At 57.0% G+C, this 20539-nt stretch carries 18 protein-coding genes; 14 read left to right on the forward strand and 4 right to left on the reverse strand.

The features are described from left to right. Positions 1-39: 39 nt before the first annotated feature. Complete coding sequence (rpsT, locus tag D0851_RS16330; protein ID WP_117619576.1) at positions 40-309, reverse strand: 30S ribosomal protein S20; 270 nt, start codon at positions 307-309, stop codon at positions 40-42. Between the two features lie 211 nt (positions 310-520). Between rpsT and murJ the strand changes: the two genes are divergently transcribed. The 13 genes from murJ (at position 521) to D0851_RS16395 (ending at position 14879) form a co-directional block, all read left to right on the forward strand. Beyond that, a complete protein-coding gene (murJ, locus tag D0851_RS16335; protein WP_117619577.1) occupies positions 521-2101 on the forward strand; it encodes a murein biosynthesis integral membrane protein MurJ in 1581 nt (526 codons plus the stop codon). A gap of 83 nt (positions 2102-2184) precedes the next feature. Then, positions 2185-3156: a bifunctional riboflavin kinase/FAD synthetase gene (gene ribF / locus D0851_RS16340; protein WP_117619578.1), complete on the forward strand. Its 972-nt coding sequence runs from the start codon at positions 2185-2187 to the stop codon at positions 3154-3156. 73 nt (positions 3157-3229) lie between these two features. Next, positions 3230-6049: an isoleucine--tRNA ligase gene (gene ileS / locus D0851_RS16345; protein ID WP_117619579.1), complete on the forward strand. Its 2820-nt coding sequence runs from the start codon at positions 3230-3232 to the stop codon at positions 6047-6049. After that, on the forward strand, positions 6049-6573 hold the full coding sequence (gene lspA / locus D0851_RS16350) for a signal peptidase II (RefSeq protein ID WP_117619580.1): 525 nt from the start codon (positions 6049-6051) through the stop codon (positions 6571-6573). The genes ileS and lspA overlap by 1 nt, the downstream gene beginning before the upstream one ends. Positions 6574-6578: 5 nt before the next feature. Beyond that, entirely contained in the window at positions 6579-7031 is a 453-nt protein-coding gene (gene fkpB / locus D0851_RS16355) for an FKBP-type peptidyl-prolyl cis-trans isomerase (RefSeq protein WP_117619581.1), read from the forward strand. 188 nt (positions 7032-7219) lie between these two features. After that, complete coding sequence (gene ispH / locus D0851_RS16360; protein ID WP_117619582.1) at positions 7220-8173, forward strand: 4-hydroxy-3-methylbut-2-enyl diphosphate reductase; 954 nt, start codon at positions 7220-7222, stop codon at positions 8171-8173. A 235-nt stretch (positions 8174-8408) separates the two neighbouring features. Beyond that, positions 8409-9011, forward strand: a complete 603-nt coding sequence (locus D0851_RS16365) for a GspH/FimT family pseudopilin (protein WP_117619583.1) — start codon at positions 8409-8411, stop codon at positions 9009-9011. A 10-nt stretch (positions 9012-9021) separates the two neighbouring features. Further along, a complete protein-coding gene (pilV, locus tag D0851_RS16370; protein WP_227539330.1) occupies positions 9022-9576 on the forward strand; it encodes a type IV pilus modification protein PilV in 555 nt (184 codons plus the stop codon). 8 nt (positions 9577-9584) lie between these two features. After that, on the forward strand, positions 9585-10679 hold the full coding sequence (locus D0851_RS16375; protein WP_117619584.1) for a PilW family protein: 1095 nt from the start codon (positions 9585-9587) through the stop codon (positions 10677-10679). A gap of 34 nt (positions 10680-10713) precedes the next feature. After that, positions 10714-11187, forward strand: coding sequence for a PilX N-terminal domain-containing pilus assembly protein (locus D0851_RS16380; RefSeq protein ID WP_117619585.1), 474 nt, complete (start codon positions 10714-10716; stop codon positions 11185-11187). Between the two features lie 33 nt (positions 11188-11220). Then, a complete protein-coding gene (locus D0851_RS16385; protein WP_117619586.1) occupies positions 11221-11589 on the forward strand; it encodes a hypothetical protein in 369 nt (122 codons plus the stop codon). 209 nt (positions 11590-11798) lie between these two features. Further along, a complete protein-coding gene (locus D0851_RS16390; protein WP_341581395.1) occupies positions 11799-14423 on the forward strand; it encodes a pilus assembly protein in 2625 nt (874 codons plus the stop codon). A gap of 3 nt (positions 14424-14426) precedes the next feature. Continuing rightward, positions 14427-14879: a type IV pilin protein gene (locus D0851_RS16395; protein ID WP_117619588.1), complete on the forward strand. Its 453-nt coding sequence runs from the start codon at positions 14427-14429 to the stop codon at positions 14877-14879. Positions 14880-14951: 72 nt separating this feature from the next. On the opposite strand, the gene D0851_RS16400 is transcribed toward D0851_RS16395, so the two are convergent. From D0851_RS16400 to D0851_RS16410, 3 genes are all read right to left on the reverse strand, one after another. Further along, positions 14952-15518 (reverse strand): GspH/FimT family pseudopilin, encoded by a 567-nt coding sequence (locus tag D0851_RS16400; protein WP_162893763.1) that lies wholly within the window; start codon positions 15516-15518, stop codon positions 14952-14954. Positions 15519-15643: 125 nt separating this feature from the next. Beyond that, the gene (locus tag D0851_RS16405) at positions 15644-17032 is read right to left on the reverse strand and encodes a sigma-54-dependent transcriptional regulator (protein WP_117619590.1); all 1389 of its coding nucleotides are present in this window, start codon (positions 17030-17032) and stop codon (positions 15644-15646) included. A 56-nt stretch (positions 17033-17088) separates the two neighbouring features. Beyond that, complete coding sequence (locus D0851_RS16410) at positions 17089-18750, reverse strand: sensor histidine kinase (protein ID WP_117619591.1); 1662 nt, start codon at positions 18748-18750, stop codon at positions 17089-17091. Between the two features lie 93 nt (positions 18751-18843). Between D0851_RS16410 and D0851_RS16415 the strand changes: the two genes are divergently transcribed. Next, positions 18844-20508: an NAD+ synthase gene (locus tag D0851_RS16415; RefSeq protein WP_117619592.1), complete on the forward strand. Its 1665-nt coding sequence runs from the start codon at positions 18844-18846 to the stop codon at positions 20506-20508. Positions 20509-20539: the final 31 nt, after the last annotated feature.

Raw genomic sequence — 20539 nt, forward strand, 5'->3', positions numbered from 1 at the left:
CAACTGGCCGGTTTTTTTATGCTTCTGAAGTCGGGCGACTTACGCGCTCTTCAGAGACTTGATCTTGGCGCTCAGGCGGCTCTTGTGACGAGCAACCTTGTTCTTCGCGAAGATACCCTTGTTGACCATGCTGTCCAGAATCGGCTGGGCCTGCTGGAAAGCAGCCTGGGCTTCTTCGTAGTTGCCGGCCTCAATCTTGGACTGGATCTTCTTCATGTAAGTACGAGCCATGGAACGCAGGCTTGCATTGTGCTTGCGGTTCTTCTCGTTCTGACGTGCGCGCTTCTTGGCTTGCGGGGTATTTGCCACCGTAAAACTCCTGAAAATCTCAAATTCGTTGCTGAATGATTCGTTACATCGCGGGCGCGCCAAAACCAGCGCGTCGAAATAAATGACGCGGAACTATGCCGCTCAAACCTCGAAATGTCAAGGCCAAAACCCATTTCATGCCCTGACACAGAAGGCCTGTGGTAAACTCGCGGCCACTTGTCTATTTCCACAATGCCAGACCAGAGCCCGCATGTCTTCGGAACCTGAATCATCTCCTGAGCAAAAGCAATTGCCTAAAGCGCCTGGCCTGCTCAGGTCGTCGGGACTTGTGGGCATTATGACCATGCTGTCCCGGGTGCTTGGCCTGGTCCGGGACATGGTGATTGCCCGCTATTTTGGCGCCGGTGCCGGGGCGGATGCTTTTTTTGTCGCCTTCAAGATTCCCAACTTTCTGCGCCGGCTGTTTGCCGAGGGCGCTTTTTCCCAGGCCTTCGTTCCAGTGTTGTCGTCCTACCGGGAAAATCAGTCCCACTCCGACGTGCAGCGGCTGGTCAATGCTGTGGCCGGTTCACTGGGTCTGGTGTTGCTGGGTGTAACACTGGTGGCGATCCTGGGAGCGCCGGTGTTGACGGCAGTTTTTGCGCCGGGGTTTCTTGATGATGACGTGAAGTTTGCCCTGACCAGCGAGATGCTGCGCATCACCTTCCCCTATTTATTGCTGATCTCCCTGACCGCCTTTGCCGGCGGCATACTGAACAGCTACGACCGGTTCGCTGTGCCGGCGTTTACCCCGGTTCTTCTGAACCTGGCCATGATTGCGGCGGCGATCTGGCTGACGCCACTGATGGACGAGCCGGTGATGGCGCTGGCCTGGGGGGTGTTCATTGCCGGTGCCCTGCAGTTGTTCTTCCAGCTGCCTTTTCTGATGCGCCTCGGCCTGTTGCCCAGGCCTCGAGTCGATTATCGCCACGAAGGTGTCAGCCGGATTCTTAAATTGATGGCGCCCGCCCTGTTCGGGGTATCGGTCAGCCAGATCAATCTGCTGCTTGATACCGTGCTGGCTTCCTTTCTTCAGACCGGCAGTGTCTCCTGGTTGTATTACTCCGACCGGCTTGCGGAACTGCCTCTTGGTGTATTTGGCATTGCCATTGCCACGGTGATTCTTCCAAGCCTGTCCCGCAAGCATGCGGCGGCATCGGCTGACCAGTTTGCGGCCACCCTGGACTGGGCAGTCCGTGCGGTCCTGTTGATTGGTTTGCCGGCGGCGCTGGCCCTCGTCTTGCTGGCGGAGCCGCTGATTGCCACCCTGTTTCACTACGGCGAAGTGGCCGACCGGGATGTGGCCATGTCGGCCCAGAGCCTGCGGGCCTATTCCGCGGGGTTGCTTGCGTTCATGCTAATTAAAGTGCTGGCTCCGGGTTTCTTTGCCCGCGAGGACACTAAAACGCCGGTCAAGATCGGTGTTATCGCCATGGTGGCGAACATGGTGTTCAACCTGATACTGATTTTTCCGCTGGCGCATGCCGGACTGGCATTGGCAACCTCCCTGTCGGCCTGGCTGAATGGGTATCTGCTGTGGCGAGGGTTGCGCAAGGAAGGAGCCTGGCAGAGCCAGCCCGGCTGGCCCCGTTTCCTGCTGCAGGTTCTATTCGCCAATGGTGCGTTGGCTGCCGTTATTTTGTGGCTCAAGGCGCCGGTGGCAGTGTGGCTGGCAAACGGCGGTTATCAGCGGGCGGCGGATATGGCGATATTGGTGGGTGCCGGTGTGGCCATTTACTTTGTTGCCCTGGCGCTGGCCGGGGTTCGGGTAAGACATTTCCGCCAGAGGTAAGGTATAATCGCGCGTTTTCTCACCAGCGTTGCGGTAACAAGGGTAGCGCTGAAAGCTAGCTGGCAATTGAAGGTTCGCATTACATGCGTCTGATCCGGGGCCTGACCAACCTGAAAAAGCTGTCCCGGCGGGAGGATTCTCCACTCGCCAACGGGTGTGTCGCCACCATCGGTAATTTTGACGGTGTGCATCTGGGCCACAAGACCATTATTGATCAGGTCAGGAGCAAGGCCGAAGCCCTTGGCGTGCCTTCCATGGTCATGATTTTCGAGCCCCAGCCCCGGGAGTTTTTCCAGGGTAGCGAGGCGCCGCCAAGGTTGATGGGGTTCCGGCAGAAATTTGAGGCCCTGTTGGCCGAGGGCATCGATATCGTGCTGTGCCTGCGCTTCAATCAGGCCTTCCGCAGTTACTCTGCCATGGGCTTTATCGAAGACATCCTGATTCAGGGGCTGGCCGTCCGGCACCTGGTGGTGGGGGACGATTTCCGCTTTGGCTGCGACCGGGCCGGGGATTTCGCCCTTCTAAAGAAAGTAGGCAAGGATGCAGGGTTCACGGTTGAGAATACCCGCACGGTAACGGTTGATGGCGAGCGGGTGAGCAGCACCCGTGTGCGGGAACTGATCACGGTGAACGGCCTGGAGCAGGCAGAGGCGCTGCTCGGACATCCATACCGCATCCGGGGCAGGGTGGTATATGGCAGGCAACTGGGGCGCCAGATCGGGGCGCCAACGGCGAACATCCTGTTGCACCGGCTACCAGCGCTGCAAGGGGTGTATGTGGTGGCGGCCACACTGGACGATGGCGCCGTGTACGATGGCGTTGCCAACATAGGCCTGCGGCCGACCGTGGATGGCAAGCAGCCGTCCCTGGAAGTGCACCTGTTTGACTTTGCTGGCACACTTTATGGCCAGCACCTGGAAGTCGTGTTCCGCCACGGCCTGCGGGACGAGGAAAAGTTCGCTTCCGTGGATGAACTGAAAGAACAGATTACCCGGGATTTCGAGCACGCCCGTGCGTGGATTTCGGAGCACGGCACTGTAAAAAGCGCGCATTGAAACGCCCGGCTGCGCCCCAACGAATAAAAGACTGACCAACACTGACCAAGACCAAAAGAGTACGCACACAAACATGAGCGACTACAAGCACACCCTGAATCTGCCGGAAACCGCCTTTCCCATGCGCGGTAACCTGGCCAGGCGCGAGCCGGAAATGCTCAAGCGCTGGCAGGATCTCGACGTCTACGGCAACCTGCGCAAGCAGCGTGAGGGGCGGGACAAGTTCATTCTCCACGATGGTCCTCCCTACGCCAACGGCAGCATTCACATAGGTCATGCGGTCAACAAGATTCTCAAGGACATGATCGTCAAGTCTCAAGGCTTCATGGGCTACGACGCGCCCTATGTGCCGGGTTGGGACTGCCATGGCCTGCCCATCGAACACAAGGTGGAGCAGGAGATCGGCAAGGCAGGCGTGAAGGTGGATTACAAGACCTTCCGCCAAGCCTGCCGTGACTATGCCACCAAACAGATCGCCGGTCAGAAGGAAGACTTCATTCGCCTGGGTGTGATGGGTGAGTGGGACAAGCCCTATCTGACCATGGATCCCAAGGTGGAAGCCGGGATCGTTCGCGCCCTGGGCAAGATCGTAGCCAAAGGTCACCTGGTTCGTGGCTATAAGCCGGTTTACTGGAGTGTGGTGGGTCAGTCCGCACTGGCAGAGGCCGAAGTTGAGTACCAGGACAAAACCTCTACCCAGATTGACGTCCGCTTCACCGCCGTTGATCAGCCAAAAGCGCTCTCACTGTTTGGCACTGATAGGGGCGAAGGCGATGTGTCTGTCGTCATCTGGACCACCACCCCCTGGACCATTCCGGCCAACCAGGCCGTGTCCGTGAATGCCGAGCTGGACTATGCGCTGGTCCAGACCGACGTCGGGCAGGGGCCGGAGCGCATGATCCTGGCTGCCGAGATGGTGGAAGGCGTCATGGCCCGCTGGCAGGTGGAAGACTATGAAGTGCTGGCGACCTGTTCCGGCGCCGCACTGGAGCACCTGGTGCTCCAGCATCCGATTTACGACAGGCAGGTGCCGGTCATCCTGGGGGAGCACGTATCCACCGACGCCGGTACCGGTGCTGTCCATACCGCGCCGGATCACGGTATGGAAGACTTTGAAGTAGGCAAGGCCTACAACATCGGCACCATCAACCTGGTTCAGGCCGACGGCACCTACACCTCGGCGGCCGGTGAACTGGCTGGCGTGCACGTTTACAAGGCCGATGAGCCGGTTTGCGGCGCGCTTGAGCGCGAAGGCAAGCTGGTCCGTTCGGAGAAGTTCCGTCACAGCTACCCGCACTGCTGGCGCACCAAGACCCCGCTGATCTACCGGGCGACTCCCCAGTGGTTTATCAGCATGGACAAGGAACACCTCCGCGCCGACGCTCTGGAAGCGATCAAGGGCGTGCGCTGGGTGCCATCCTGGGGCAAGAATCGCATCGAAGCCATGTTCAACCAGTCTCCGGACTGGTGCATCTCCCGGCAGCGCACCTGGGGCGTACCCATCACCCTGTTTATCCACAAGGAGACACAGGAACTGCATCCGGACACCCAGAACCTGATCGAGAAGGTGGCCCAGCAGATTGAGGAGGGCGGTATCGACGCCTGGTACGAGCTGGATGCGTCCGCGCTGCTGGGCAGCGATGCCGAGCAGTACGAGAAGGTGACCGATACCCTCGATGTCTGGTTCGACTCCGGCGTGACCCACGAATCGGTGCTGCGGGTTCGCGAGGAACTGGGCCAGTTCCCGGCGGATATGTACCTGGAAGGTTCAGATCAGCACCGTGGCTGGTTCCAGTCGTCCCTGAAAACCTCCATCGCCATGAACGGTGTGGCGCCTTACAAGCAGGTTCTGACCCACGGCTTTACCGTCGATGGTAAGGGCCACAAGATGTCCAAATCCCTGGGTAACGTGATCGCGCCCCAGGAAGTCATGAACGAGCTGGGTGCTGACATCCTGCGGCTGTGGGTGGCGGCGACGGACTACAGCGGTGAAATGACCGTCTCGAAGGACATCCTGCGCCAGACCGCCGATGGTTACCGCCGGATCCGGAACACCTCCCGCTTCCTGCTGAGCAACCTGACCGGTTTCGATCCGGAACAGCACATGGTGGCACCGGAGGACATGATCGCCCTGGACCGCTGGATGGTGGATCGTGCCCTGCAGTTGCAAGAAGAGCTCCATGAGGATTACGGCAACTATGCCTTCCTGCGGATCTACCAGAAGGTCTACAACTTCTGCGAGGCGACCCTGGGCGGCTTTTACCTCGATATCATCAAGGACCGCCAGTACACCACCCAGGCCGACAGCCTGGCCCGTCGCTCCTGCCAGACGGCTCTCTATCACGTAGCCGAGGCCCTGGTTCGCTGGATTGCCCCGATCCTGAGCTTCACCGCCGATGAAATCTGGCAGCACCTGCCGGGCAAGCGGGGCGATACCGTATTCTACGAAACCTGGTACGAAGGCCTGACCGCGCTGCCGGAAAACGCCGAGCTTGGTCGCGACTACTGGCGCGAGATCTACAGCGTCAAGGAAGCCGTCAACAAACGGCTGGAGGAGGCCCGGGCGCGTGGAGAGATCAAGGGCTCCCTGAGTGCGGAAGTCACCCTTTACTGCGAAGGTGATCTGGCGGCAGAGCTCAAACACCTTGGTGAGGAACTGCGTTTCGTCCTGATCACGTCTGAGGCCACCGTGAAGCCGGTCTCCGAGGCGGGCGACGCCGAGATGACTTCCCACGAAGGCCTCCGGGTGAAGGTGACTCCGGCTACCCACACCAAGTGCGAGCGTTGCTGGCATCACCGGGAAGATGTCGGCCGTAACGCCAGGTACGAGGACCTCTGTGGTCGTTGCGTGACCAACGTGGAAGGGCCCGGTGAAGCCCGCGCTTACGCCTGATGGACGCTGCCATGCCTGAACAGGTCGCCGGAAGCAAACTCAAGTGGCTGTGGCTGGCGGTGCTTGTGATCATCCTCGATCTCGGCACCAAGGCCATGGCCACGGCCATGCTGACCTACGGCGATCCGGTTCCGGTCATCCCCATGTTCAACCTGACCCTGCTCCACAATACCGGCGCCGCGTTCAGCTTCCTGGCCGAAGCCGCGGGCTGGCAACGCTGGTTTTTCGTAACCCTGGCCCTGGTGGTCAGTGTTGTGCTGATCTACTGGCTGAAAAACCTGAAGCGCCATGAAACCTGGACCGCCGTTGCCATCGTGCTCATACTCGGTGGCGCCCTGGGTAATGTCTACGACCGGGTGGTGCACGGCTATGTCGTCGACTTCCTGCATTTGTACTGGCAGGACTGGCACTTTCCCGCCTTTAACCTGGCCGACACCGCCATCACCATCGGTGCTGCCATGATGATTCTCGATATGTTCCGCAAACCCACCGATTCTGGTGGGGATGCTGAAAGGAGCGAGTAACTCTTATGAATGAACTGCCTGTCGACAAGGGTACCCGGGTCAAACTGCATTTCGCCCTGAAGTTTCCGGATGGTGAAGTGATCGATTCCACCTTTGAGAAAGAGCCGGCCACCCTCGAAATCGGCGATGAAAACCTGCCGGAGAATTTCGAAGCCTACCTGATGGGCATGAAGGCCGGCGACCGGGAAAGCTATCAAGTGCCCCCGGAAAAAGCCTTTGGTCAGCACAACCCCAACAACGTACAGACGTTCAAGCGCCACGAGTTCAGCCCAGATATGGTGCTGGAGCCGGGCGTGATGATCTCCTTCGCGGATGCCCGCCAGAGCGAACTGCCGGGCGTTGTCAGCCGGGTGGAAGGCGATGAAGTGGAGGTGGATTTCAATCACCCCCTGGCAGGGCGTACACTGACCTTCGAAGTACAGATTATTGATGTGGAGCCCGCAGGGGCGACCCATTAAAAAGAAATAGCTGAGCGTCATACTCTGAACTAGCGGGGTGCGGGGAAGAGCCTGCCGGGACTGTCTGCAGCATGGATGCTGCAGTCAAGCGTACAGGGACGTATTCACAGCGTGTCCCGGCAGGTTCTTCCCCGTAGCCCGCGGTCGCAATGCTCCAAAGTCCTTCGTCCGGAAATAGTGGCAAGATAATGCAAATCAGACTCGCAAACCCCCGTGGCTTCTGTGCCGGTGTTGACCGTGCCATCGAAATCGTCAATCGCGCCCTGGATGTCTTTGGCGCTCCGATCTACGTGCGTCACGAAGTCGTGCATAACAAATTCGTGGTGGACAACCTCCGCAACCGCGGCGCCATCTTCGTTGACGAACTGGACGAAGTCCCGGACGACAAGCTCGTCATCTTCAGCGCCCACGGCGTCTCCCAGGCGGTACAAAACGAAGCCGCCCGCCGCGGCCTGAAAGTCTTTGACGCCACCTGCCCGCTGGTCACCAAGGTCCACCTGGAAGTGATGCGCTACAGCCGCGACGGCCGGGAATGCATCCTGATCGGCCACCATGGCCACCCGGAAGTGGAAGGCACTATGGGGCAGTATGATCACAGCAGTGGTGGCGAGATTTACCTCGTGGAGAACGAGGAAGACGTAGCAAAGCTGGAAGTGAACGACCCCGGGAAGCTTTCCTACGTCACCCAAACCACGTTGTCCATGGACGATACCGCCCGTGTCATCGACGCTCTGCGTGCAAAATTCCCCGAAATCCAGGGACCCCGCAAAGACGACATCTGCTACGCCACCCAGAACCGCCAGGACGCCGTGAAGCAGCTCGCCGGAGACTGTGACCTGATGCTGGTGGTTGGCTCCCCGAACAGTTCCAATTCCAACCGGTTGCGAGAATTGGCTGAGCGGATGGGTACGCCGGCCTACCTGATCGATGAGGCATCTCAGATTGATCCTGCCTGGCTTGAGGGAAAGACCTCAGTTGGCGTAACCGCTGGTGCCTCTGCGCCCGAAGTATTGGTGAACGATGTGATCAATCGCCTCAGGGAATTGGGGGGTGGTGTTCCGGAGGAAGTTGCCGGGCGTGAGGAGAATATTGTGTTTTCGATGCCCAAAGAGCTCAGGATTGATGTGGTAGAGGTTTCCTGACTTTTGCCCTCGTATGGCAGGTGAGCTTTGCCGGATGGGGCCTTGCTTCATTCGGGAAGCTTCCCAGACTTTCAATATCCTGCCCTATTTCCCCCCCCCTTTTTTTTGTGAACCGTTACACCTCACTTCTTAAGTAGCGACCGTTTATCATGCTAAGACTCCCGCTTATCGCAGGTGGGTGGTTTCGCACCCTGACTCAAAATAATCTGTAACCAATCAGAAATAGGGAAGAATTATGTCCGGATTCCAGCGAAGCTCTGGCTTTACGTTGCTTGAACTGATTATAACGATCGTCATTCTGGCAATCGTTGCATCGTTTGCAGTTCCGTCTTTTCGCGAGACCGTACTTAATAATCGGCTGACGTCTCAAATAAATGAAGCGTCCAGCCTTATGAGCTATGCCCGCAGTGAAGCATCCAAAATGCAGGATGGCGTGATTACTGTCTGCGCCAGTGCTGACAGCGCTTCATGCAGTGGTGCAAACACGTGGGAGACCGGCTGGATTGTGATGCGCGACCTTGACGGTGATCGCGTGCTCGATGCCGGAGACGACCAGCTCCTCCGGATCAGCCAGGCCCTAGAAGGTGGCAACACCATGAGAATCGCTGGCCTTACCAGTGGTGGAGGCTCATTTGTGCAGTTTTCAGGCAATGGCTTCCCGATTCCTCCGGGAATTGGTCTATCGGCTGCAGGCACGATTACAGTATGTGATTCCCGTGGTGCGGCGGCAGCTCGGGCAATTGTTGTCAGCGTGTCCGGTCAGACACGTCTGGCGCGAGATACCTCGGGTAACGGCGTACTGAACGATCACAACAACGCAAATATCACCTGTCCGTGAGAGTGGCGCAATGATGAAAACGTCGTTTATTCCGAAGCGCGGTGCCAACAGAAGCGAAATGAAAGGCATGAAAAGTCAGGGCTTTACGCTGATTGAAATTCTGGTGACCGTGTTCATCCTGGCGATAGGGCTTCTGGGCCTCGCCGGTTTGCTGGTCGACGGAATGCGAAACAATCAGGGTGCGTATTTGCGGACCCAGGCGAGCATTCTGGCCTATGACATGGCTGACCGCATACGGGCCAATCGGGCCCAGGCTGTAGGCGGTGGAGCCTATGACGGCTTCACGACCGTTGGCGCATCCACAAACCTCCCGGTTTGTGCGACGCAGAACGGCGGATGTTCGCCGGCGCAACAGGTAACGGTGGATTTGGCTCAGTGGGCGCGCCAGATTCAGGGAGTCGGAAGCGACATGACGCTCTTGCCTGGCGGGCAAGGCTCGATTCAGTTCGATGCCGGCACCGAGATGTTTACGATCTCTGTCCAGTGGGATGAAGTTGTCAGAGAAGGCGATGCTAACGAACAAATCGCCGGTGATAATTCCTTTTTCCTGAATTTCTCATTATGAGGTGCTTGATGGGAGCCAAAAAAGTTCAGGGGTTCATTACCCATAGCCCAAAAGGGCAGGCCGGTTTATCGCTGGTTGAATTGATGGTCGCGCTTGCCCTGAGTGCAACGCTGATTCTTGGCATTTTCACGGTCTATGTGGATTCAAGCCAGACCGCTCGCCTCAGTACGTCTCTTGCGCGGATTCAGGAATCCGGTCGGATCGCGACGGATATCGTCGGGCGAGACATGCGGATGATTGGTTTTCAGGGATGTGCGGACCCTGCAGACGTGACCATGAGGATTATCGCGGATAACGCCCCTACGGCAGATTTCTTCTCCACCACCCTTAGAGGCTGGGAAGTCGCCGACGGCAACTGGGCCAATGGCACCGAGTTTGACGGGACCCCGATTGAGGCCAATGCCCTCGTTGGAAGCGATGTGATTTCGATACAGCGCGGCCAGACCATTGACGTCGAGGTGACCGGAAACATGAACGTGGTAAACGCCAACATTCAGGTGGCAGGCACTGCGATTAATTCGTTTACCCAGAATGACATTGTTCTGATTTCCGATTGCGAGAACGCGGATCTTTTTCGAATATCGAGCGACCCAAGTAGCGGCACCTGGGCGCACGCCCAAAACGTGAACTCCAGCAACAATCTGGGGCAGGCGTACAACGAAAGCGCCCGGATTATGAGGTTCTCATCCAACGTTTATTTTGTCGCCGATACCGGGCGTGATGACATTCAGGGTAACGACATAATTGCTCTCTATAGGGGCGCCAATAACATGCTCGCTGCCGGCGGGCCAAGCTTCCAGGTTGACGAGCTGGTGGAGGGGGTCGAGAGCATGCAAATCCAGTATGGGGAGATACTGCCCACCAACAATATCCGTTACGAAACCGCTGACAACGTCACCGATATGTCTCGCGTGGTCGCGCTGAGAATCGGCTTGCTGATCAGTGACGCTGACCAGGTTCGGGACACGGACGATACATCGAGCTATGCGCTGCCAGGCGAAGTGATTACTGAAGCAAGTGGTGCCGGCCCGGTGACGCACCCGGAAGACACCCGCTTGAGGCGGACTTTCATCAGTACGGTGACCTTGAGAAACAGGGATTAAGCATAGGTGCATAGAACGCCAGAGGATAGAAGCTATGACTGAATTGAAGACAGGTCGCCAGGAGCGTGGCGCAGTTCTGATCGTAAGCCTTGTGGTTTTGTTGGTCTTGACGCTCATCGGTGTCGCGGGGATGAATACGTCAGTGATGCAGGAGCGTATGGCCGTGAATGCCCAGAACTCCAATCGGACATTTCAGGCTGCCGAGAGTTCCGCCAGTGCCTTGACGGAGCGGTTAATCGGGAATGATTTGAGCTTGCTAAGAGAGTCGATGCAATCTGCGGACAATATGAGCAGTTCGGTTAACTTCACGGTTGACGCCGGGAACGGCGTTGCCGGTACCTACCAGGCCCGGTACCTCGGCGAAATAATAGCCGGTAGCGGCAGCTCACTGGATGCTAACGAGAGCTCCACGGCACTGGATGGTTATCGATATGAGTTAAGTGGCACTGCAACCATGGCAGGGACCGGTGCGACTTCAACGGTCTTCAAGGGAATCGAATATTACTGATTGTTGGTTTTGGGACCAGCTCTGGAGGAAAAGATGATCAAGAAAATGCTTTGTTTACCACTGGTAATGTTCGTTTGGGCGATCACTCCGGTCAGTGCGGCGAGTCTTGAGGATGCGCGGTTAATTGATAGCCCGATTGAGGCCTATGAAGCCGCTTCCGTCGAGTTGATGGTAGATTCATCGTCACGGGTATTCAGTGTGGTTACCGAAGGCTGCGAGCTTTGCCCTGAACCACGCCTGCTTCCAGCTCGTGGATTCAAGGTTCAGGTTGGCAAGCGTGACGTAGGTGCAGATGGATACCGGCGCGTTTCTGGCCAAGCCGGTACCGTACTCGTGGATTCGGATAGTGGGATGGCGTTGATGGTCATTTATCCTATCCAGCAAGAAGGAGAGCTGCAATGAAGGTCTTCATAAAACGATTCGCGTGGGGCCTGCTTTCCATGTCCCTGACGGTTGGCACCTCTACAGCGGTTGCTGACGATACCGAGATTTTCTTTACAGACGCTGACAAGATCGTCAAGCCCAACATTCTGTTTATTCTCGATAAGTCCGGAAGCATGAGCAATATCGCGGAAGGAACGTCCAATCGCCTGGAGGTTGTTCAGGCGGTAATGGGCAATCTTCTGGATGATATGGAAGACGTCAATGTCGGGGCCATGTATTTTGGTGGCAACGATGGTGGTTATTTCCTCTCGGCAATCAAACCGATTGCTGACGTCAGGTCACCATTGAAAACCGCAATCAATGGGCTCTCGCCGGGCGGAAATACGCCGCTTTCCGAGACAACTTTTGAGGCAATGAGGTATTTTCAGGGAGGTGATACGTTCATCCGTGATTCCAGCGTTGCCGATGTGATGGATGGAAACAAATACGACAGCCCGATCGAGTACCAGTGCCAGCCAAACAACATCATTTTGTTAACGGACGGCCAGCCCACTCAGGATACCAACTATCAAAGCACCATGGAGAGCACCGTCGGCTCGTGTTCCGGCAACTGCCTCGACGAAATTGCGGAGTACATGTTTGATAACGACATGAGCACGGAACAGGACGGTCCGCAGTCCATCCGCACATACACTGTGGGCTTCCAGAGCAATCAGACGCTGCTTTCTGACGCCGCTTCCAATGGCGGCGGACAGTACTTTCAGGCTAACGACGCCGCTTCATTGGCAACCGCGTTTGAGACAGCCTTCAACGACATCCTTGCGACCTCTGCAACCTATGTGGCTCCAGGCATTGCGGTCAACACTTTTGACCGCCTGAATCACCTCGATGCGCTCTATTTTGCTCTGTTCCAGCCGGCGAAAGGAGCCCGTTGGCCGGGTAATCTTAAGCGCTACAAACTCGCTATCCAGGAGAATTCCACTACCGGGCAAAGTGAGGCCGTCATTGTCGGCGAGGACGGGCAGCCAGCCGTCGACCCGAACAGCGGTTTCTTCAAGGATAGTGCCCAGAGCTGGTGGAGCAATATCCAGGATGGCAAGGTTGTTACCGACGGCGGAGCCTCGTCACAGCATGCAGATCCCAACTCCGATCGCAAGGTCTATTCGAATCTCGCCACAAACAGGGGGCTGACGAATAGCGCCAATGCGCTCGCAACAGGTAATAATAATCTGACCAAGGCTCTCTTCGGGGACACAAACATGTCCGATGCAGATTTCTCCGCCCTGGTTAACTGGACCCGGGGTCAGGATCTCGATGATTCGGACGGTGATGCATCAACAACCGACTCACGGAAGTTTATCGCGGACCCGCTCCACTCCGTACCGCACCTGATCGTCTATGGTGGCAGTGAGTCTTCACCGGATACCGCAGTGTTCTTTGGGGATAATCAGGGCTTTATCCACGGTATCGATGGTGAGACCGGGGAAACGCACTTCTCATTCATGCCCAGAGACCTTCTGAAAAATCAGGCAGGTTTAAAAGAAAACAGCGAGACCGCGAATAAAGTGTATGGCATGGACTCGTCTATCCTCAGCTGGGTTAATGATGACAACAATGACGGCAGTATCATTGCTGGCGACGGCGATTTCGCTTATATCTACTCGGGTATGCGCCGTGGTGGTTCCAACTACTACGCACTGGATGTAACCAACCCTGATCAGCCAGACTTTCTCTGGTCGATTCAGGGTGGGCAAGCCAATACCGATTTCGCTGAGCTGGGCCAAACCTGGTCGAGACCTTCCAAGACCAAGGTGGAAATTGGCAACCAGATCCACGACGTGTTGATCTTCGGCGGCGGATACGATGCTGACCAGGACGATGCAACAACGCGCACCGTTGACGATATCGGCCGGGCTTTGTACATCGTGGATGCTGAAACCGGTGACCGTCTCTGGTGGGCTGGCCCCACAGGCAGTGGCGCGAACCTTGAGCTTGCTGATCTGAAATACAGTATCCCCTCTGCCCCCAAGGCTCTAGACCTGACCGGTGATGGTAAGATTAACCAGATATACGTGGGTGATATGGGCGGACAGATTTTCCGGTTTGATGTTACCAATTCCAACGCTGCCGATGACCTGGTTACCGGTGGTGTAATCGCAGATCTGGCGGAGGATAACAGTACCGCGAACAATCGGCGTTTCTACCATGCGCCGGACCTGTTCGGTTTGAAGTTTGGCGGAACGCGGTTCCTTGGTCTGGTCATCGGGTCGGGCTTTCAGGCTCACCCTCTGGACGAAAATATTGATGACCGCATTTACATGATGCGAATTCCTGAGATCAGCGCGCCGCCGGTCGACGACCAAGGCAACGTGCTGTACACGCCCATTACTGAGACAGATCTTTACGATGCCACTGACAACCTGGTTCAACAGGGAACATCGCAAGAGCAGAACGACGCTGCTGCGGCGATTGGCTTGGCGGATGGCTGGTATATCCGCCTGACGAACAGCGGTGAAAAGGTGCTCTCGACAAGCCAGACCATCAATAATGAGGTGTTTGTCACTACTTACGAGCCAACTCCAAGTACAAACATCTGTATTCCGTCGGCCGGTACATCGCGCCTGTATCACCTGTCGGTGCTTGATGGGCGTGCTGTCGTCAACTACGACGGAGTGGGCGCAGCCGACGAGCTGACCCGCCCTGACCGGGAGGTGGAACTCAATACGATCGGTCTGCCTGCCGACCCTCAGCGCATGCGTGTTGATGATACGGATGTGGTGTGTGTTGGCGCGGAATGTGTGACGGTAGACTCTCTCAAGGGCGTCGTTGAAACCTATTGGTACGAGGAGTAAGTCTTGGTTAAGGCAAGGAGTTCCCAGTCAGGTTTTACGCTTATTGAACTGATGATCGTGGTGGCGATTATTGGGATCATCGCCGCCATTGCTTATCCCAGTTACGTAGAGTACACGGATCGTACTCGCCGTTCTGATGCTCAAGGAGCGTTAACCGGGCTCTCGGGTGCTATGGAGCGATATTATGCTTCTAACAACACTTATGAGAGTGCAGCGGCCGGTGGTGCGGATACCGGTGCTCCGGCTATATACCCGGATGAGGCGCCGCTCGACGGTGGGCAGAAGTATTACGATCTGACCATCGAGGCTGCGGATGCAAACTCCTACACCTTGCGGGCAACTCCGAAAGGCGTGCAAGCGGGAGATGGAAACCTGGAGCTTGACTCTACCGGTGCGCGACGCTGGGATCGCGACAATGATGGCTTTGGCGCTGGTGATAATACCTGGGAAAACTAACTTCCGGTAATCCTTGCAGCAATGATTGAAACGCCGGCCTTCAGGGTCGGCCTTTTCGTCTATGTCCGACAATTAACCAGGGCAGAAAACCTTCGCTCCCCATGAAAGCTTAATCATGCCATCCGCGTCCTTGTCGTGCTCGGCCCGGAAACGACCGGCAATGTTGACCGCCATGTAGCTCATGTTGCCGCTTGCCGGATTCGAAGGACAAAGTATCAGGCTTCCCATTGCGCCATGAGCCATACCCCTGGGATTAAACTGAAAGTAGCCTCGCCCGGCTGTGCGAGAGCGTATCCGGAAACCCCCGAAGTCTGGCGTGAATTCCCGGATTACCGTGTCTTCGTCAGGTTGTTTGTTATTGTCTGAATCAACAAATACCGAAATGGTGTTTTGCCAGTCGTCTATGCATTTGTTCTGTGACGAGAGGGGGCAGACCGTGATCAGCTGACGCTGACTTGCCGCCGACCAGCGGGCGAATGCGAAGATTGAGTGATAGTGTTCAATAAGAGTTCTGTGATTTGATCGCTCGATCCAACCTCCGAACGACTGAACAGCAAAACCGGTGGCAATGGCCAGCACGGCGACCGTAATAACAAGCTCCGGCAGTGTAAAACCTGCAGGTGATTTGGCGGTACTCATCGTTAACATCCATGTTCTATCTTTTTGGGAAGTGCCGGATTCACGTCCTGCGATATCCGGTAAGATTATTTTAAAAGGATGGAATTTATATTCTGTGAACCAGTCCCTTTAAATGTCTGCTAACTTTACTCCATCCCCAACTTCTTCAATCGATACCGCAACGCCCGAAAACTGATCCCCAACCGCTTCGCCGCCGCCGTCTTGTTCCAGCGGGTCGCCTCCAGAGCCTTCTCAATCGCTTGCCGTTCGATGCTTTCCAGGTATCCTTCCAGATCGATTTCACCATCCGGCACGGTAAAATTCTCACCTTCGCCGGCCTGGCCCTCGGCAATAATCTGTGAGGGCGATGCGGCATGCTGTACACCATTCCCGAGATGCAGATCGTCAGCGTCAATCTGGTCGGCATCGCACAGGGTAAACGCGCGTTCCAGAACATTCTCCAATTCCCGCACGTTTCCGGGAAAATCGTAGCTCTTGAGGCGCTCTATCGCAGCGGGAGTTAACGTGGCCGGATCGCATTCGTACTCTCCGGCAATACGTTCAAGAATGTGGCCGGCGAGTATGGGGATATCATCGAGCCGCTCCCGCAAAGGCGGAACAGCCAGTTCGATCACGTTAATCCGGTAGAACAGGTCCTGGCGGAAGCTGCCTTCCTGAACCAGTTCCGGCAGGTTTTTATGGGTGGCGCTCAGCACCCGGATATCTACCGGTACTTCCTTGGTGTCACCTACTGGTCGGACCGCTTTTTCCTGGATGGCCCTGAGCAGTTTCACCTGCATGGCCAGCGGCAGGTCTGCGACTTCATCCAGAAACAGAGTGCCACCGTTGGCAGAGCGGAACAGGCCGTCCTTGTTTTCCACAGCCCCGGTAAAGCTGCCTTTCTTGTGCCCGAAGAATTCACTCTCCATGAGTTCCGAGGGAATCGCACCACAGTTCACGGCAATGAAAGGTCCCTCCCGGCGGGGGCCCTGAAGGTGAATCATTCGGGCAACCAGTTCCTTACCACTGCCGGACTCACCACTGATGAATACCGGCGCCTGGCTTCTGGCCAGCTTTCGGGTCTGGTTCCGGAGTTTCCGGATCTCCGGAGATTTACCGAGTAGCAGGCCGGGCTCGTCGGCTCCATCTTCCGAGTCCGCCTTGGGCTCCGAGAGCTTGAGCGCACTGTTTACCAGCTCTCTTAAGCGGGGCAGTTCCACCGGCTTGGAAACAAAATCGAAAGCCCCGGCTTTGAGGGATTCAATCGCCGTGTCCATATTGCCGTAGGCGGTAATGACGGCCACCGGTGTTGCCGGAGCATGCTGCTGGATCCACTGAACCAGTTCGATACCATTGCCGTCCGGCAGGTTCATGTCGGTGAGGCAGAGGTTCGGTTTGTTCTGCTCCAGCAGCGCCAGAGCGCTGGTCAGGTCGGGTGCCGTGAAGGTGGTTATGCCCATTCGGGTGAGGGTGATTTCCAGCAGTTCCCGGATGTCCGGTTCGTCGTCAACGATCAGCGCTGTGTATGTGGTCATGTTGTGTCGTCGGTTCCATGTCGTTGTTCAAACGCCCGATATCCGCCGGTGTAGGGTCAGATCATTCGCCCAGGGTGGGCGAACGTAATGCGGAAACAGCAGCCGGGCTGGTCGTCGTCTACCAGGGAAAGATGCGCCTGATTAGCCTCGCACAGTTCCCGTGCCAGATAAAGCCCGAGCCCGGTTCCGCTCTTGTCGGTGGTGAAAAAGGGCTCGAACACCGAGTTACGGTTTTCAGGGGCAATGCCAGGCCCGAAATCGCGGACATCCACGTAGGCTCGTTCGCCATCTGCTGTGGCTCCGGCGTGAAGTTCGATGTGCCGCTCGCCGGTCTGCTGTTTACTATACCGCAAGCCATTATCGCAGAGGTTAACCATCACCTGCTCGATCTGGCTTTTATCGAAACGGGCTGGCGGCAGGTCGTCTGAGTCGTTCTTCAGGATGATATTTGAGGAGGTGCAGTCTTGGTCCTGGGTTTGGAGAAAATCTTCCCTGAATTCCTTTAGCCAGGGCTCCAACTCGATCAGGTCGGCGTTGGCGGCCCGGCGCCGGGAGAGGTCCAGAACATTCTCGATGATGCCATTTACCCTGCGGGAATGGCGCCGGATGATTCCAAGCATCTGGCGGTCGCCGGGCTCAAGGTTCGGGGCCTCTTCCATCAGCTGTGCCGCATGGCTGATCGCACCCAGAGGGTTGCGAATCTCATGAGCAATGCCTGCGGTGAGTCGCCCGAGAGAAGCCAGTTTCATCTGTTGTGCCTGCTGGGTGACCTTACTCATATCTTCAATGAACACGAGTATCTGGTCGCCGCGTTCCTGGTCCAGTTGGGTAAAGTTTGCCTGCAATAACGGGGACGTAGGCGAGGGCTGGAAGGGTTCGATCCGGCGAGTGGGGTCTTTCAGCCAGGCTTCGAGGCCCTGTTTCAAGGGTTTGGGTAGCACGGTTGTGAATTCATGAATGGGTGCCGCGGCTTTGGGGGCGCCGTACAAAAGCTCCTCGGCGGCGGCATTGGCCAGGCGAATCTGGCCGAAACAATCCAGCACCAGTATGCCGGTGCGCATGCGCTGGATAATCTGCTGGTTGATCTGCTCCAGTTCGGCAATGCTGCGGGCCCGGCTGGTGGCCAGTGCCTCGCTGCGCATCATCCGGCGGGAGATGTTCTGCAACACGAAGGCCGCCGCAAAGTAGAGGATGCCCAGGGAGCCGGCCCGGACAATATCGTCTGCCGATTCACCCAGTGCCAGTACCGCCCACCCGGAGATGCCCAGCGAACTGATGGCGGCCAGTGCCGCATAAAACGTTCCCATGCGGCTTGGGGTCAGGATGTTGCCCGCGGCCACGGAAACAATAACAAGGTTGGCCAGGCCGTTGGTAATGCCCGTGCTGGTGAGCAACAGCCCGTGCATGATCAGAATGTCCAGCAGAATCGAGAGCGTGATGTGCCGCTGGCCAGGATGAAACCCCGCCACGAGGAGCAGGGCGATAAAGGCGTTCAGCCCCAGATACGCTGAAACGCCGGCCTGGTAGTAGTCGAGCATCCGGAATTGCACGTCGAAATTGACCGGATCGACGAACAGCAGCGCCACCAGTATCAGGCTGACCACCAGGCGGTAGTGGTTGTAGATCCTGAACAGTTTTGCCTGCTGCAGGCCGGAAGGCGTGGTGGGAACGGCCGGGCTTATGGTGTTGGCTGTTGTTGTAGATGTCTCTGTTGCCATGATTTACCGGAATCCGCTGTTGGTCGGAAGAAATCCACGCGCGTGCGGGGTTATAATAGCCTTTTCATGGCAATGAGTTACAGGAGCCGATTTATGTCCGTGTCCGGAAAACAGGCCGTCTACGGGGTGACAGCCAGAAAACTGCGGGTGGTGATGGCCCAACTGGACTTTCTGGTGGGTGATATTCCCGGCAACACGGAGCTCGTCATTGATGCTGTCCAGCGGGCGGCATCGGACCACCAGGCGGACGTTGTGGTCTTTCCCGAGCTTTGCCTGACGGGTTATCCGCCGGAGGACCTGCTGTTGCGGCCAAGCCTTGAGGTTCGTGTTAACGAAGCGCTGGAGCGGCTGCAGGAGGCGCAACTGGAGCCGGCCATCGTTATCGGTGCACCCCTGCGCCACGGAGCGCTCCTGTATAACGCGGCTGTGGTTATCGACGGTGGCGAAATCACCGGTCGGTACTTCAAGCGTTTCCCGCCCAATTACCAGGTGTTTGATGAAAAGCGGTACTTCGCTGAAGGTGCGGATGTTTTGACCCTTGATATCCGTGGTGTTCAGGTCGGCATCACCGTCTGTGAAGACATCTGGAAGGAAGGGCCGGTAGAGGACTGTGCCGCAGCCGGCGCACGGCTGATCCTGAACCTGAACGCCTCCCCCTACGATATCGATAAACAGGCCCGCCGGAAGGCCCTGCTGGAGCGTAAAGCGAGAGAGAATCTGGTCAGTATTGTTTATGTGAACCTCGTTGGTGGCCAGGACGAGCTGGTCTTTGACGGTGGCTCCATGGTGTTCGATCACTCCGGTGTGCTGATGGCAGAAGCGCCCCAGTTTGGCGAGGGCCTTTACCCGGTCGATTTTTTGTGTGAGCGCCACTGCCAGCCGATTTCCCAGCCCTTACCTGAGGAGCCGTCACTGGAAGCCAATGTGTACAAGGCTCTGGTGACGGGCGTTCGGGATTATGTAAATAAAAATGGCTTTAAATCGGTGGTTCTGGGGTTGTCCGGCGGCATCGACTCGGCGGTCACCCTGGCGGTGGCGGTTGATGCCCTGGGTAAGGACCGTGTCCGGGCGGTGATGATGCCTTTTCGTTATACCTCCAGCATGAGCCTTGAGGACGCCGAGGCTGAAGCGGTGGCACTGGGGGTTCAGTACGACGTGTTCTCTATCGAGCCCATGTACGATGCCTTCATGGAAACCCTGGCCGGGCCTTTCGAGGGTACCCGTCCTGACACAACCGAGGAGAACTTGCAGGCCCGCCTGCGCGGTGTTCTGCTGATGTCCCTGTCCAACAAGTTCCGCTCTCTGGTGCTGACAACCGGTAACAAGAGCGAGATGGCGGTGGGCTATTCAACGTTATACGGGGATATGGCCGGGGGGTTTGACGTTCTCAAGGATGTGCCGAAAACCCTGGTGTTCCGGTTGGCCAGGTACTGCAACACGGTATCCCAGGTAATCCCGGAGCGGGTTATCACCCGGCCGCCCTCCGCCGAACTGGCGCCGGACCAGAAAGATGAGGACAGTCTGCCCGGCTACGATGCGCTGGATCAGATCCTGAACCTCTACGTGGAGCGGGATTTCAGTGCCGACGCCATCGTTGCGGAAGGCTTTGAACGGGCCGATGTGGAGCGGGTTATCCGCCTGGTGGACACCAACGAATACAAGCGCCGGCAGGCGCCGATTGGCGTACGGATTACCGAGCGTGGTTTTGGCAAGGACCGTCGTTATCCCATTACCAACGCCTGGAAAAGCGGAAAGTAGCCGATTGCCCGGGGTCAGATGAAATTGGGGT

The sequence above is a fragment of the Marinobacter sp. Arc7-DN-1 genome (assembly GCF_003441595.1).
Taxonomy (GTDB): domain Bacteria; phylum Pseudomonadota; class Gammaproteobacteria; order Pseudomonadales; family Oleiphilaceae; genus Marinobacter; species Marinobacter metalliresistant.